Source organism: Bacillus cereus group sp. MYBK14-1, from assembly GCF_051916885.1.
GTDB lineage: Bacteria > Bacillota > Bacilli > Bacillales > Bacillaceae_G > Bacillus_A > Bacillus_A cereus.
Genome location: NZ_JBQAHM010000010.1, coordinates 178,631 through 194,079, shown reverse-complemented (window position 1 = coordinate 194,079; position 15,449 = coordinate 178,631). Strand labels below are relative to the sequence as shown.

Here is a 15,449-nt window from a genome sequence, read left to right as displayed (position 1 = left end):
TACATTTTGAATTATATATTTCGGAGGAGATGTAAAGTTGAAACAAAATAAAAGAAAACGTATAAATGCAATGATTATAGCGGCGGCGTTATCACTTCCGTTTGCTGTGTATTCAACACCTGCTTTAGCGGCAGTAGCAATTGAGGCGAATAAAACTGGACAAGGTTTAGAAGATGGTACATATGACGCTGTTATTAAAGCGTATAAAGATAAAACGAATGAAGAGTCTATGGCAGCTGTTTATATAAAGGATCCGAAATTAACAATTGAGAATGGAAAGAAAATTGTAACAGCAACGTTAAGTGATAGTGATTTCTTTCAATACTTGAAGACAGAGGATATTCACACTCCAGGTGTGTTTCATGATGTGAAAGTAATATCAGAAGACAAAAAGAAAAATGGAACGAAAGTGATTCAGTTTGAAGTAGGGGAATTAGGAAAAAGGTATAATATGCGAATGCATATTTATATTCCAACAATGGCCTATGACAATAAGTACCAAGTACAGTTTGAAGTAAATACATTGAATTTAGAGAACAATGTTCCAGAAAAACAAAAGGAAAATAAAGAGGAGCAACAAGATGAAAACGGAAATGTAATATTAGATAAGCAATTACAAAAATATATTAATAAATATAACTTAAATAGAGATAATGTAGATGCGCCAATCACAAAGAAAGATTTATTACAAATTAAAACTTTATCCATTTATTCAGGTAAAGGAATAAATAAAATAACTGGTTTAGAGTATATGACAAACTTAGAGAAGTTGACGTTACGAGAGTCTAATGTAAAAGACATATCAGCCATCTCGAAGTTGAGAGGTTTGAAGTACGTTGATTTAACGTCTAATTCAATTGAAAGTATTCACCCAATTGAGCAGTTAGAGAATATTAATATGCTTTTTTTAAGAGATAATAAAATTTCTGATCTTACACCATTAAGTAAAATGAAAAAAATTAAAACATTAGATTTAATCGGTAATAACATTAAAGATATCCAGCCATTATTTACATTATCAACTATGAAACAATTATACTTAGCAAATAATCAAATCAGTGATCTTACGGGAATTGATCGATTAAATAATGTGGAACTATTATGGATAGGGAACAATAAAATTAATAATGTTGAATCTATTAGTAAAATGAGTAATCTTATTGAACTAGAAATTTCTGATAGTGAAATAAAAGATATATCACCATTATCTCAATTAGGAAATTTACAAGTGCTGAATTTAGAAGAGAATTATATCTCTGATGTATCGCCGCTGAGCACCTTAACAAATTTACATGAGATAAATCTTGGAGCTAATGAAATTTTTGACGTAAGGCCTGTTGAGGAATTAGGTAAGCGAATTTCAATTGACATTCAAAGACAAAAAATCTTTTTAAATGAAGCAAGTGTAGATGAAGAAATAAAAATCCCAGTATACAACCTTAAAGGAGAGCCACTTCAAAATATTAATCTACAAAGTGAGGGGGCTACTCTGAATAACGGATTTATAAAATGGAATAGTCCTGGAGAAAAAATATATGAATTTAAACTAGATACTAATTCTACTGAAAGTAAAATAAGATTTAATGGCACGGTTATACAGAATATAGTTGAAAAACAAAAAGAAAGTCAAAATGTAATTCTCGATAAAACTTTACAACAACATATTAATAAAGAGAATTTAGGTAGAGAGAATGTAAACGCTCCTATCACAAAAGAAGATTTATTACAGATTAAAAAATTAGAGATACTTAAAGAAAAAGGAAATGAGATAAAAGATATAACAGGTTTAGAATACATGACGAACTTAGAAAAACTCACTTTAGAAGGAGTAGGCCTGAAAAATATTGAGTTTATCTCAAACTTGAAACAATTGAATAATGTGAATGTATCTCATAATCAAATTGAAGATATAACACCACTATCTTCATTGGAAAATTTACAGTGGTTAAATCTTGCGGACAATCATATTAAAGATGTAACGGTTATTGGTTCCATGCTAAACTTATTTAGCTTAAATTTAGCTGGAAATGAGATTCGTGATGTAAGGCCGTTAATACAATTAGGTCAGTGGTTTACAATTGATGTTGGAAGACAAAATATCATTTTAAATGATGCAAAAATAAACGAAGAAATTCAAGTTCCTGTATATGATTTAGAAGGAGAAAGTATTGAAAATATTCAATTGGTAAGTGAGGGAGGGACGTTTAATAACGGAGTAATAAAATGGAGTACCCCAGGTGAAAAGGTGTATAAATTTGATTTAGATTCTGATGAAATTAGCATAAGGTTTAACGGAACGGTAATCCAAAATATAGTTGAAAAAGAAGAAGTGACAGAACCAACAAAAGAAGTTGAAGAAGCGAAAGAAGAAGTAAAAGAGCCAACAAAAGAAGTTGAAGAAACGAAAGAAGAAGTAAAAGAACCGGTAAAAGAAGTTGAAGAAACGAAAGAAGAAGTAAAAGAACCGGTAAAAGAAGTTGAAGAAACGAAAGAAGAAGTAAAAGAACCGGTAAAAGAAGTTGAAGAAACAAAAGAGGAAGTGGACGAGCCAACAACAGGAGTTGAAGGATCGAAAGCGGAGGTAAAAGAAACAGGAAAAGAAATTGAAGGTTCAAAAGACGCGGTAAATCAATCAGCAGTAGTCCAAGAACAAAACGTGAATAATCAAGTTGTGAAAGAAAATAAACCAGCTGTTAATAAGCAAGAAGAAAGTAAGAAATCATTAGGAGCAACAGGTGGACAAGAGAATACATCAACATTACTTTCAGGCATAGCGTTAGTTCTTTCAGCACTGAGTATGTTTGTATTTAGAAAGAGATTATTTAAGAAATAAAAAACGTTTTATCTTATTATAACGTAAGATGATTATATGAGTTTTTGAGAAGACATTATCATGGCGATTTCATTTTGAAATATGCTTATGGTGATGTCTTTTTTAGAAGGATATAAATGGAAAAGGTGTGAATATATTAGTGAAGGAGGAGAGGTTATGTATGTCAGTTCTATTTTGAAAATTGAAGAGGTGGCAGCATTTATTGCGAATATGAATAAAGATGCTACTCATCATGTTGGCTATTGTGGAGATGAGAAAGAGGAGTTGTTACAGACAATTATTCATGATTTTTCAGATATAGGCTGGGAACAATCTTTTGTTGCTACTTATGAGAATAATAATTTAATAGGTTTATTAGGATTTGATGTGGATGAAGTAAAGAAATGTGCAGAGATATGGGGGCCGTTTATTATCGCAGAGAATTGGGAAGAAGTTGCTTTACATATGTGGAAGTAAATCCAGAGTTTCAAGAAGCGAATATCGAATTTATTGCAACCGCTGAAAATAGTAGAAGAAAAGGTGTCGGAGAGCGGTTATTACAAAAGGCAATTCAGTATATTATTTCCTTCCAAGGAATGAAGGAGATAGAATTATGTTTGAATACGAATAATGATCGTGCGATGAAATTATACAAGAAAGTAGGATTTGAGGAGAAGGCATGTTTACAACACTATATAATAGAGTGAAAACCCATTCGTATGAAAATTATATTTCATACGAATGGGTTTTATTAATCTACTTTTCCCTCAGTTGTTACGGATTCAGAAGTAATTTGAGGTGCTAATCGTTACATAACCTTTTTTATTTTTTGAGATACTTCTTTTGTTTGCAAATTAACATCTTCTTTTCGCAGCTCCTTAAAGAGCGAAATGACCATAAGAACGACTACGATAGAAAATGGTAGTGCTGCGATGATAGCTGCGATTTGTAGTGCATTTAATCCTCCAGCTTGTAATAAAATAGCGGCAATTATCGCGATTGTTAATCCCCATATAAGTTTTAAACTATTTTTCGGTGATAAGCTTCCGTTACTCGTTTGCATTGAAACAACAAATGTTGCTGAATCGGCAGAAGTAACGAAAAATGTGGCTACTAAAATTAACCCGATAATCGTTAAAAAGGTAGAAAATGGTAGATGTGAAATAACAGCAAATAATCCAATCTCTGTACCATTTTTTGCAATTTCATCAGCTATTCCAAGCGATTGGAACATTTCCATATGAATTGCGGTACCACCAAATACTGCAAACCAAAATGTACAGATAAGAGTTGGGACTAATACAACTCCAAAAATAAATTCTTTTATTGTGCGTCCTTTAGAAATACGTGCGATAAATGTGCCGACGAATGGAGACCAAGAGATCCACCATCCCCAATAGAAAATAGTCCAGTTTTCAATCCAAGAAGAAGATTTTTCACTAAATGCTCCTAAATTTAATCCCATACTAGGTAAAGCGCCGATATAAGAACCGAGTGTAGATGTGAAATATTTCATAATAAATACAGTTGGTCCTAAAAGTAAGAAAGAGATGAGTAAAATACTTGCAAGAGAGAAATTCAAGTTACTCAAATATTTAATCCCACGATCTAAGCCAGTTTGTGCACTTGTTAAATATAAAACAGCGAAGATAGCTATAAGTACGAGCTGAGTAAGTAAAGTGTTATGAATGGAAGGGAATAAATAGCTTAATCCTCCAGCAATTTGTTGAGCACCAATCCCAACAGATGGTACAATGCCAAACACTGTGGCTAAAACAGCTAAAATATCAACTGTTTTTCCAATACGGGAATTTTTCGATCGATTAAATAATGGAGTAACTGTAGCCCCGATAGTGCTACCTTTTTGTTTGCGGAATGTGAAATATGCAATTGTTAAAGCGACCATTGCGTATAGTGACCACGGAAAGAGTCCCCAGTGGAAAAATGAATATTGCATAGCGAGTTTGGCGCTTTCTTCTGTACCTGCTTTTCCTGTTAACGGATCTGTAAAATGTGAAATCGGTTCAGCGATTCCATAAAAGAGGAGTCCAATTCCCATTCCTGCCCCAAACAACATGGATAGCCAAGATGGATAATTATATTTTGGCTTTTCTCCATCTTTACCGAGACGAATAGAACCGTACTTGGAAAATGCTAAATAAGCAGCCAAAATAATCATTGTAGTCATAAGTAGAGAGTAAAACCATCCAAATTTATTGAGGATAAATGAGTTTAAAGAAGATGTAACACTTTGTAAATCGTAGCCTTGTATCCAACTTGCTGGGGTAATTCCCCATATAATGAATAATGTTGTTAGCAAGAAGGAGATATAAAATACACTGTTTTCTTTTTTTATCATAGAATCCCACCCTTATTTAATAAAGTTAACAATTATAATAATCATAACAATTAAGTTTTTAATTGTCAAAAAATTCCCTTTTTATAATGTGAAAGGATGCAATTTGTTTTAGGGAGGTAAAGAGCAATGCGTTCACGATATGTACAAATTATAGGAAGAAATAATATGAAATATTGCATTTTATATTGTTACATCCAGATTTTATGTTAAATTCTTGAATGGAATATTAAAATAGGGGGTCAGGATATGAACAAGAAATCAAAGATCAATAAAGTGATGCTTAGCATTAGTACAATGGCTTTATCGTTAGGCGCACTTCAAACTCATGCAGCAGCGGAAGAAAAAGTACCGTATAACGTGTTAAAAACGAAACCGGTTGGAATTGAAAAGTCGGTAGATGAAGTTGGACATATTTCAAAAGTTGATGAAACTTTATCATTTCAAGAACGTTTAAAAGTAGGAGATTTTTCACAGCGACCAGCATCTATTACGAAGAAAACTGCAGTAAAGCAGGTTAAAGAAAGCTATTCAATGGCTGATTTAAACAAAATGAATGACCAAGAATTAGTTGAAACGTTAGGCAGTATTAAATGGCACCAAATTACAGACTTATTCCAGTTTAATGAAGATGCAAAGGCTTTTTATAAAGATAAAGGAAAAATGCAAGTCATTATAGATGAATTAGCTCATAGAGGTAGTACATTTACGAAAGATGATTCAAAAGGAATTCAAACGTTTACTGAAGTGCTGCGTTCAGCTTTTTATCTTGCATTTTATAATAGTGAATTAAGCGACTTAAATGAAAGAAGCTTCCAGGATAAATGTTTACCTGCTTTAAAAGCAATCGCAAAAAATCCAAACTTTAAGCTTGGTACAGTTGAACAAGATACAGTCGTATCTGCGTACGGTAAATTAATTAGTAATGCTTCAAGCGATGTTGAAACGGTTCAATATGCATCGAATATTTTAAAGCAATACAATGATAATTATACTACTTATGTAAATGATCGAATGAAGGGACAAGCAATATACGATATTATGCAAGGTATTGACTATGATATGCAGTCGTACTTAACTGAGGCTCGTAAAGAAGCGAATGAAACGATGTGGTATGGAAAAGTAGATGGGTTTATTAATGAAATAAATCGTATTGCTCTTCTAAATGAAGTAACGCCAGAAAATAAATGGCTCGTTAATAATGGCATTTATTTTGCTAGCCGTTTAGGGAAGTTTCATAGCAATCCAAATAAAGGATTAGAGGTTGTTACACAAGCGATGCATATGTACCCGCGCTTAAGTGAACCGTATTTTGTTGCGGTAGAACAAATTACAACAAATTATAATGGTAAAGATTATAGCGGGAATACAGTAGATTTAGAGAAAATACGTAAAGAAGGAAAAGAGCAATACTTACCAAAAACGTATACATTCGACGATGGATCAATTGTGTTCAAAACAGGAGATAAAGTATCAGAAGAAAAAATTAAGAGACTATATTGGGCTGCGAAGGAAGTAAAGGCACAGTATCACCGTGTAATTGGAAATGACAAAGCGTTAGAGCCAGGAAATGCGGATGATGTATTAACGATCGTAATTTATAATAGTCCAGATGAATATCAGTTAAATAGACAATTGTATGGATATGAAACAAACAACGGTGGAATTTATATTGAAGAGACAGGTACATTCTTTACATATGAGCGTACACCAGAGCAAAGTATTTATAGTTTAGAAGAGTTATTCCGTCATGAATTTACTCATTACCTGCAAGGTAGATATGAAGTACCAGGTCTATTTGGAAGAGGAGATATGTATCAAAATGAAAGGTTAACTTGGTTCCAAGAAGGAAATGCAGAGTTTTTCGCAGGATCTACTCGTACGAATAACGTTGTACCAAGAAAGAGTATAATTAGCGGATTATCATCTGATCCTGCAAGCCGTTATACAGCAGAGCGTACACTATTTGCTAAATACGGTTCTTGGGATTTCTATAATTACTCGTTCGCATTGCAGTCTTACTTATATACGCATCAGTTTGAAACATTTGATAAAATTCAAGATTTGATTCGTGCGAATGACGTGAAAAATTATGATGCATATCGTGAAAATCTAAGTAAAGATCCTAAGTTAAATAAAGAGTATCAAGAGTATATGCAGCAGTTAATTGATAATCAAGATACATACACTGTACCAGAAGTAGCTGATGATTATTTAGCTGAACATGAAACGAAGTCATTAGCAGCGGTGAAGAAAGAAATTAGTGATACGTTGCCTATGAAAGATACAAAAATGACAAAACATAATTCTCAATTCTTTAATACATTTACATTAGAAGGTACGTATACAGGTAGTGTCACAAAAGGTGAATCAGAAGATTGGAAAGAAATGAGTAAAAGAGTAAATGAATCTTTAGAACAATTGGCGCAAAAAGAATGGAGTGGCTACAAAACTGTTACAGCATACTTCGTCAATTATCGTGTGAATAGCTCAAATGAATTTGAATATGATGTAGTCTTCCATGGAATCGCAAAAGATGATGGAGAAAATAAAGCTCCAACGGTTAATATAAATGGCCCTTATAGCGGTCTTGTAAAAGAGGGAATTCAATTTAAAAGTGATGGCTCAAACGATGAAGATGGAAAAATTGCTTCTTATTTATGGGAATTTGGAGATGGAAGCACAAGTGCAGAAGTGAATCCAGTACATGTATATGAAAGAGAAGGTTCTTATAAAGTATCGTTAAGAGTAAAAGATGATAAGGGAAAAGAGAGCAGAAGCGAAACAACTGTTACGATTAAAGATGGAAGTTTAACAGAATCAGAACCAAATAATCGTCCAGAGGAAGCAAATCGTATCGGGCTAAATAGTAAGATAAAAGGTAGTCTTATTGGCGGGGACCACACTGATGTTTATACATTTAATGTAGCATCAGCGAAAGATATCGACATTTCTGTTTTAAATGAGTATGGAATTGGGATGACATGGGTACTTCACCATGAATCAGATATGCAAAATTATGCAGCTTACGGTCAAGCTAATGGGAATCATATAGAAGCAAAATTTAATGCAAAACCAGGTAAGTATTACTTGTATGTATATAAATATGATAATGGCGATGGAACGTACTCATTATCAGTAAAGTGAAACTTTAATCATTCATCCCCCAATGATTATTAGCCCACACCAATCGGGGGAAAATAAGCGATTTTCCAATGTATGTTTAACTTTACTTTTTGTGGAAAATGGTATATTATATAGATATATAATATATCGGTTATTTTCTAGGAGGAGCCTGTCACAATAGGTTTCTCCTGTTCTTTTTTAGGGGCCTGTTTTACAGGCTTTTCTTTAAAGAGTAAATAACTGAAAATTAAGAACTATAATCTTTGAAAGAGGTGGGGCATACACATAACAAAAAAGGGATTGTTTAAGAAAGGGGGATAAGAAATGGTCTTGTTTGGTTATCCACTTGAAACAATTTATTTATATGGATTTATTATTGCTACTATACTCACTGTTATTTATATCTTCTTTGGAGATATATTTGAATCGATATTTAGTTTTGGGGGCGGATCTGTATCCGTTGTTACTTTATTACTTAGTTTCTTCGCCATGTTATGTGGGCTTAGTTATATAGGAGAGTACTTATTTTCCTTTAATAGTATTACTATTTTCGGGGCTGCATTTGCTATATCTTTTATCGGTGTTTTCATCATGAAAATACTAATTTTAAAACCGATTGCAGAAGCAGAACAAAATACCGTACAACGTATGGATGAATTTATCGGTTGCAAAGGAGAAGTCATTACGACAATTCCTACAGAAGGATTTGGTGAAGTATTAATTTTATCCCAATTTGGAAGTAATGCAATCCCAGCTAAAACTGTTGGAAAAAAAGATATTTCGCAAGGAACAGAGGTTATTATCGAGGGAGTCCAAGATGGTGTTTTACTTGTACAAAACATCGCTTATTCTTTAAAAAAACCAAAATTATAAGGGGGAATTTACATGACGATTCCATTAATTATCGGTGGAGTTTTACTGGCAATTTTAATTCTACTCATTTTAGTATTCATTACGAAGTATCGTACGGTTGGTCCAGATGAAGCGTTAATTGTTACAGGGAACTGGCTTGGTGGAGGAAAGAATGTTGTTACCACTGATGATGGAAAGAAGATTAAGATTATCCGCGGGGGCGGTACTTTCGTAGTTCCAATTATGCAAAGAGCAGAGCCTTTAAGCCTATTAAACTACAAATTAGAAGTTGGTACACGTGATACGTATACGAAGCAAGGTGTTCCAGTTACAGTAAATGGTGTTTCTATTATTAAAGTAGGTTCTACAATTGAAGAAGTATCTACTGCAGCTGAGCAATATTTAGGAAAAGAAACAGAAGAGTTAAAAGTAGAAGCAAAAGAGGTTTTAGAAGGTCACTTACGTGCAATCTTATCTTCTATGACAGTAGAGGATGCGTATAGTAATAGAGAGCAATTTGCTCAAAAGGTACATGAAGTAGCTTCTACAGATTTAAAGAAGATGGGACTTCGCATTGTTTCTTTCACAATTAAAGAAATAATGGATAAAAACGGATACTTAGATGCGCTTGGTCAGCCGCAAATTGCGACAGTTAAACGTGATGCAACAATTGCAAATGCAGAGCGTGAAAAAGAAGCACGTATTGAAAAAGCACGTGCTGAAAAAGAGGCAAAAGAAGCAGAATATCAACGTGATGCACAAATCGCTGAAGCTGAAAAACATAAAGAATTAAAAGTACAGTCCTATAAGAGAGAACAAGAGCAAGCACGTGCAGATGCGGATCTTTCTTACGAATTACAACAAGCGAAAGCACAACAAGGTGTTACAGAAGAGCAAATGCGCGTTAAAATCATTGAGCGTGAAAAGCAAATCGAGTTAGAAGAAAAAGAGATTGCGCGTCGTGAAAAGCAATACGATGCAGAAGTTAAGAAAAAAGCAGATGCAGATCGTTATGCTGTTGAGCAATCAGCAGAAGCAGAAAAAGTAAAACAAATTAAAAAGGCAGATGCGGATCAATATAAGATTGAAGCTGAAGCGAGAGCTCGTGCGGAAGAAGTACGTGTGGAAGGTTTAGCGAAGGCGGAAATCGAAAAAGCGCAAGGTCAAGCGAAAGCGGAAGTACAAAAAGCGCAAGGAACAGCAGAGGCAGATGTTATTAGATTAAAAGGTTTAGCAGAAGCAGAAGCGAAACAAAAAATTGCTGAAGCATTTGAATTATATGGTCAAGCGGCAATTATGGATATGGTTCTTAAAATGCTTCCAAGTTATGCGAAGGAAGTTGCAAGTCCGCTTAGTAATATTGATAAAATCACAGTTGTCGATACAGGCGGCGGTGGTAAAAATAGCGGGGCCGGAAAAGTTGCGGGCTATGCGACTGATTTAATGGCAACGATGCAAGAAACGTTAAAGGCTTCTTCTGGAATTGACTTAAAAGAGCTATTAGAAGGATTTGCAGGAAAAGGAGCAGTGCAACAATTATCAAGTGATAAACCTGTTGTATCTGTAGTAGAAGATAAGAAAAAAGAAGTAGAAAAAGATAAAGAATAATAAGGTGGAAAGAACCTCTAGTAAGTGAAATACTAGAGGTTCTTCTGTGAATTATAATATTTCGAATAATATACATTTTTATACATTGTTTTAATTATTTAATTTATATAGAATGAAAAAGATATGTATCAATTCTTTATGATGTAGAAAAAGATAGAGAGTCTCATCGATACATTTAAATCGTATTATTTTTATAGAAAGATTAAATGTTAATTAATTACATTTAAAACGGTATGGAGGGGTAGAAGTATGTTTCAAGGGAAATTAAGGAGTAGTAGTTTAAAAACAAAGTTACTTGTATCATTTATTATTATTTTAGTTCTTCCAAGTATTGTAATTGGTTGGACGTCTTATCAACAGGCGAAGACGAATTTTAATGAAACGATTTTAAACTCGGCGAAAGATAATATAAAAATTTTGGATAATGTAATTAATAAAGAATTGGATAGTAAAAAAGTAGATGCAACTTATTTTACGAAATTATTCACACAATCAAGTTACCAAGCAGATCAAATTCAAAACATACAAAATAAACTAGAAGAATACAATAAACTGCATCCAGAAATGGAAGCAATCTATACAGGATCTAGTAATGGACAGTTCATTCAATCACCAGCTATTCAGATGCCAGATGGATATAATCCTACAGAAAGAGATTGGTATAAAGAGGCCGTGAAGAAAAGTGGAGAGGTAATTGTAACTGCTCCATATAAGTCAAAAACGACAGGGAATATTGTTATTACACTAGCAAAACAAAACGAGGATAAAAGTGGAGTTCTTGGGATTGACTTGATCATTAATAATATTGTTACTACTTCTAAGATGGTTAATATTGGTAAGGAAGGATATGTAGCGATATTTGATCAAGATAAAAATGTAGTAGCACACCCGAAAATGAAGCCAGGAGAGAAATTAGAAGAGAAACTTAGTAAAGAATTGTATAAACAGGAAGCTGGGGATTTTCATTATTCATTAGATGGTGAAGATCGCAATATCACTTTTAAAACGAATAAGAAAACTGGGTGGAAAATAGCAGGAATTATGCCTTCCAAAGAAATTATCGAAGCGGCTGAACCTATTTTCTATAAAACAGTAACTGTTCTTGGAATTTCACTAATAATCGGTGGAATTGTAATTTACTTCATAATTGCGTCTATTATTAAACCGTTAAAACAACTTGTCATATCATCGAAGAAGATTAGTGAAGGTGATTTAACAGAATCAATTACAGTTCATTCTAAAGATGAAATTGGACAGCTAGGAGAAAGTTTTAACGAGATGGCTGCATCGTTACAAAGTGTCATTTCCAATATAAACACTTCAGCAAGTCATGTAGCGGCATCTTCAGAAGAATTAACAGCTAGTATGAAGCAGACAAGCGAAGCAACGGAACAAATTACACAGGCGATAGAGCAAGTATCAAGTGGTGCAGAAATACAAACGAAAGAAGTTGAAGAAGGAGCAACATTGTTAGAAGAAGTTACAGAAGGAATTCAGCGTGTTGCAGATAGTTCTTCATTAGTATCTACAGCCTCTATGTATACGAAGAAAAAAGCTGAAAATGGTGGGAAGTTAGTTGAACAAACTGTGAATCAAATGCAATTAATTCATGAGTCTGTTTCACAGTCAGACAAAATCATTGGTTTGTTAGACGATAAGTCGAAACAAATTGGAGCAATCCTTGAAGTGATTCAACATATTGCAGAACAGACAAATTTATTAGCGTTAAATGCGGCAATTGAGGCTGCGAGAGCTGGAGAGCAAGGAAGAGGATTTGCAATTGTAGCAGATGAAGTGCGAAAGCTAGCAGAACAATCAGGACAGTCTTCTACGGAAATTGGGAAACTAGTGAAAGAGATTCAATTTGATATAAAAGAAACAGTAAGCTCTATGAATCAAGTTGGAGCAGAAGTACAATCAGGACTTGTAGTTGCAAATGAAACGAAGCAAAGCTTTGCCGAAATATTGAAGTCTACAAATGATACAGTTGTACAAATTGATAGCATGGTAGATGTAGCAAAACAAATGACGGTAGATGCAAAACAAGTAAGTGCATCTATTAATGAAATTGCAGCCACAATTGAAGAAAATGCAGCAAGCGTTCAAAATATTGCTGGTTCTTCAGAAGAACAATTAGCTTCAGTAGATGAAATAAATGCAGCAGCAGTCCATTTATCACAAATGGCAGAAGAATTACAAGAGATGATTAGTAAGTTTAAAGTGTAATAACAAATATTAAGAAACGAGGTAATAATTTTACTTCGTTTCTTTTTTTATGAAGAGAAAAAGAAAGAAATATAGAGTAACCGTGTTATGATTAAGTATAATTAAAGAGACTGTATATTCTTTAAATTCTATCTTTAATCATGTTAGGGGAATGGTTTTGAAATTAAAAAAATTAAAACTCCAACCGAGAATTACATTAACTATTAGTACACTTATTTTAGTGGTACTTCTGCTAACGAGTTATTTATTTTATTACATATTATCTGAAACGGTAGAAGAGCAAATTGGGAAACGGGCTTTGCATGTTGCGAAAACAGTTGCCGCGATACCAGAAATTCAGGAAGCTTTTCAAAAAGAAAATCCAGCTTCTATTATTCAGCCAATCGCAGAAAAAATTCGAATGGATACAGAGGCTGACTTCATTGTAGTTGGAAACAAAGAGGGGATTCGTTATGCGCATCCTGAGCGAGATAAAATAGGAGAAAAAATGGTTGGCGGAGATAATAAAGGCGTTTTATTAGAAGGAAAATCATATGTTTCGAAAGCAACTGGATCATTAGGCCCTTCATTACGCGGAAAAGTTCCAATCCGTAATCAGGAAAATGAAATCATTGGTGTGGTGTCTGTTGGATTTTCAATGGCTGATATTCATGGAGCGGTAGAAGTGTATGGAAAGCGTGTATTTTGGATTACAATAATAGGGCTATTAATTGGAGTAATCGGCTCTATATATTTAGCGGCAAGTATAAAAAGAATGATGTTCGGGATGGAACCAGAAGAAATTTCATCTTTATATGAAGAGCATAGTACAGTGATTCAATCTGTACGTGAAGGGATTATTGTAATCGATAAAAATGGCATGATTAGTTTAGTCAATCAAGCAGCTTATGATATTCTTTCGCTAGATAAACAACAAAATATTATTGGGGAATTTATTTTAAATGTAATTCCTAATTCAACGATACTAGATGTACTTCAAACTGGTGAAGAACAGTTTGATCGCCAATTAAATATAAAAGGACAGGCTGTTATTGCGAACCGTCTACCTATTAAAGTAAAGAATAAAGTAACTGGCGTTGTATCGAGCTTACGTTTGAAATCTGAAATGGATCAGTTAACAGCAGAATTATCTCAGACGAAGCAATATACAGAGGCATTACGAGCGCAAGCGCACGAATATAATAATTTATTGTATACGCTTTCAGGTCTTATTCAATTAGAATCATACGAAGATGCTTTAGAGCTTATTCATAAGGAAACAGCGGTATATCAAGATTTTGTTCAATTTATTATGAAGCGGATTCAAAATCCATGGCTAGGTGGAATTTTAATTGGATTTTATAATAGAGCACGAGAGTTGAAGATTGATTTTATGCTAGATAGAGAAAGTGGTTTAGAAAAATTAAGTCCACATATTGAGAGTAATTATGTCGTTTCTATTTTAGGAAATTTAATTACGAATGCATTTGAAGCAATTGAAAAAAATGAAGAGAATGATAAGAAAGTAAGGATGTTTGTAACTGATATTGGAGAAGAAATATTAATTGAAGTGGAAGATTCAGGGCAAGGGATTCATGATGAAATAATTACTAGCATATTCTATAAAGGCTTTTCGACGAAAGAAGGAGGAGAGCGAGGATATGGATTAGCAAAAGTGAAAGAGTTAGTAGAAGATTTAAATGGAAGTATTGCAATTGAAAAAGGGGATTTAGGTGGTGCGTTATTTATTATTGCACTACCGAAAGAGAGAGGCGAATAGTAATGGGTGAGGAGATTGAAGTATTAATTGTAGAAGATGATATTCGGATTGCTGACATTCATCGTCGTTTTACTGAGAAAATTGAGGGATTTAAAGTAATTGGAACGGCAACGACTGGAGAACAAGCGAAAGAATGGCTAGAGCTTGTGAAGCCACAGCTTGTTTTATTAGATGTGTACTTACCTGATATGCAAGGAACGGAACTTGTCACATATATTAGGCATCATTTGCACGATACAGATATTATTATGATTACAGCGGCATCGGAAACAGATGTAGTGAGGCACGCCCTGCGGGGCGGAGTAACAGATTATATCGTAAAGCCACTAATGTTTGACCGATTTAAAGCAAGTCTGGAAGGCTATCAAAAAAAGATTATACAGTTAAAGAAAAATAATCAATTATCTACGGAGCAAATTGAATATTTATGGTCTCAAAGAGGGGTGAAGGGAGATCAAATAGAATATGCCCCGAAAGGGATAGATCCTTTAACTTTAGCGAAAATAAAAAAGCATATGTTAACAGTTAATGAAGAAGGGATTACAGCAGAGGTGCTAAGTTCAATGGTAGGCGTAAGCCGATCAACGGCAAGGCGTTATTTAGAGTATTTGATATCTGGGAAGAAAGTCCACGCAGAGCTAATATATGGAAGTGTTGGGAGACCCGAGAGACGTTATTTTCTTGTTTCTTCATAATAAAAAACAGTAGAG

The 15,449-nt window shown here is 33.8% G+C and carries 8 protein-coding genes and 2 pseudogenes; 9 read left to right on the top strand and 1 reads right to left on the bottom strand.

Annotated elements, in window-relative coordinates; genetic code table 11:
- Positions 1–37 precede the first annotated feature (37 nt).
- Entirely contained in the window at positions 38–2,833 is a 2,796-nt protein-coding gene (locus ACTFR3_RS22590; protein WP_440044821.1) for a leucine-rich repeat domain-containing protein, read from the top strand.
- A 156-nt stretch (positions 2,834–2,989) separates the two neighbouring features.
- Positions 2,990–3,519, top strand: a pseudogene (locus ACTFR3_RS22585) (GNAT family N-acetyltransferase).
- Positions 3,520–3,620: 101 nt separating this feature from the next.
- Here ACTFR3_RS22585 and opuD read toward each other — a convergent pair.
- Positions 3,621–5,171 carry a glycine betaine transporter OpuD gene (opuD, locus tag ACTFR3_RS22580; RefSeq protein WP_259592604.1) on the bottom strand — a complete coding sequence of 517 codons (1,551 nt, stop codon included), beginning with the start codon at positions 5,169–5,171 and terminating at the stop codon, positions 3,621–3,623.
- Between the two features lie 246 nt (positions 5,172–5,417).
- Between opuD and colA the strand changes: the two genes are divergently transcribed.
- From colA to ACTFR3_RS22545, 7 genes and pseudogenes are all read left to right on the top strand, one after another.
- Positions 5,418–8,315, top strand: a complete 2,898-nt coding sequence (gene colA / locus ACTFR3_RS22575; RefSeq protein ID WP_440044820.1) for a collagenase ColA — start codon at positions 5,418–5,420, stop codon at positions 8,313–8,315.
- A gap of 303 nt (positions 8,316–8,618) precedes the next feature.
- Complete coding sequence (locus tag ACTFR3_RS22570; RefSeq protein WP_000242445.1) at positions 8,619–9,167, top strand: NfeD family protein; 549 nt, start codon at positions 8,619–8,621, stop codon at positions 9,165–9,167.
- Between the two features lie 12 nt (positions 9,168–9,179).
- Entirely contained in the window at positions 9,180–10,754 is a 1,575-nt protein-coding gene (locus tag ACTFR3_RS22565) for a flotillin family protein (RefSeq protein ID WP_000155021.1), read from the top strand.
- 249 nt (positions 10,755–11,003) lie between these two features.
- Positions 11,004–12,038, top strand: a pseudogene (locus ACTFR3_RS22560) (HAMP domain-containing protein); the annotation flags it as partial.
- Positions 12,033–12,980 (top strand): methyl-accepting chemotaxis protein, encoded by a 948-nt coding sequence (locus ACTFR3_RS22555; RefSeq protein ID WP_370445030.1) that lies wholly within the window; start codon positions 12,033–12,035, stop codon positions 12,978–12,980. The pseudogene ACTFR3_RS22560 and the gene ACTFR3_RS22555, both read left to right, overlap by 6 nt.
- A gap of 151 nt (positions 12,981–13,131) precedes the next feature.
- Positions 13,132–14,739 carry an ATP-binding protein gene (locus ACTFR3_RS22550; RefSeq protein ID WP_002025277.1) on the top strand — a complete coding sequence of 536 codons (1,608 nt, stop codon included), beginning with the start codon at positions 13,132–13,134 and terminating at the stop codon, positions 14,737–14,739.
- Between the two features lie 2 nt (positions 14,740–14,741).
- Positions 14,742–15,434 carry a response regulator gene (locus ACTFR3_RS22545; RefSeq protein WP_000503461.1) on the top strand — a complete coding sequence of 231 codons (693 nt, stop codon included), beginning with the start codon at positions 14,742–14,744 and terminating at the stop codon, positions 15,432–15,434.
- Positions 15,435–15,449: the final 15 nt, after the last annotated feature.

What these genes read in the sequence shown, in the direction of transcription:
- ACTFR3_RS22570 (WP_000242445.1), top strand. Translation starts at nt 8,619, where the DNA reads ATGGTCTTGTTTGGTTATCCACTTGAAACAATTTATTTATATGGATTT.
- ACTFR3_RS22555 (WP_370445030.1), top strand. Translation starts at nt 12,033, where the DNA reads ATGGCTGCATCGTTACAAAGTGTCATTTCCAATATAAACACTTCAGCA.
- ACTFR3_RS22565 (WP_000155021.1), top strand. Translation starts at nt 9,180, where the DNA reads ATGACGATTCCATTAATTATCGGTGGAGTTTTACTGGCAATTTTAATT.
- ACTFR3_RS22545 (WP_000503461.1), top strand. Translation starts at nt 14,742, where the DNA reads ATGGGTGAGGAGATTGAAGTATTAATTGTAGAAGATGATATTCGGATT.
- opuD (WP_259592604.1), bottom strand. Translation starts at nt 5,171, where the DNA reads ATGATAAAAAAAGAAAACAGTGTATTTTATATCTCCTTCTTGCTAACA.
- ACTFR3_RS22550 (WP_002025277.1), top strand. Translation starts at nt 13,132, where the DNA reads ATGGTTTTGAAATTAAAAAAATTAAAACTCCAACCGAGAATTACATTA.
- colA (WP_440044820.1), top strand. Translation starts at nt 5,418, where the DNA reads ATGAACAAGAAATCAAAGATCAATAAAGTGATGCTTAGCATTAGTACA.